General features: G+C 62.4%; 1 protein-coding gene. It reads right to left on the reverse strand.

Annotation, left to right across the window (positions count from 1 at the left end; all coding sequences use genetic code 11):
- Positions 1–145: 145 nt before the first annotated feature.
- The coding region (locus tag NGM62_RS21970; RefSeq protein ID WP_262250444.1) for a DUF6266 family protein at positions 146–697 on the reverse strand (552 nt) is incomplete at its 5' end.

Genomic DNA, 697 nt, shown 5'->3' on the forward strand with positions numbered 1-697 from the left:
CCGCGCACAGGGAACCCCGTTGCGCACGTAATAGATGAGGCCGCCCACTTTACCGTGCAGCGCACCTCCTTTAAGAACTGCCATTGTCTTTTAAGTTAAAAAGCAAGGGGGGGAGCGCCCCCTTGCCGGTGAAACCATCTGTTCCTTACTGGAAGGTGACCTCCCCGAGGTAGACCGTGTTGGAAACCTTCTTGCCATTGGGGCTGGCGAAGAACATCCAAGCGTGGCCCACCTGCCCCACGAACGGAACAGGCACATCCACCACCGCCGTGCCCTCAGCCCGGGTAGCGGGAAGCTCCGTGGTGATGAAGAGCTGCCGCTCGGCATTGCACACCACGATATACGCCACGTCGTTGCTGGCACCGCCGAACTGGCTCGGCGCCGGATCCCACGTGATGGTGACAGCCCCTTCGGCTACCACCAGCGAGCTCGTGAGCGGGATGAACAGGCTGCCCTCGCTGAGCGTGATGGCCGGATAGTCGATTTCGAAATCCGGCGCGGTGCCGATCACTGCCTCCTCGATGTTGCGCTTCACGGCCATGCTGAACTGCGCCGCCGTGAGCCGCCGCACGTTGCGGAATCCAACCGACAGGATGCCCTGCAGGGGTGAAAGGAATTTGGTGACCAGCCGGAAGCGGAGCCGCTGGGCAGCCTGTGCTTCCGTGGCCGGCACGTTGCTCTTTTTCGCCAGGCCACG

It is taken from the genome of Parapedobacter soli (genome assembly GCF_025460835.1).
Classification (GTDB): Bacteria; Bacteroidota; Bacteroidia; order Sphingobacteriales; family Sphingobacteriaceae; genus Parapedobacter; species Parapedobacter soli.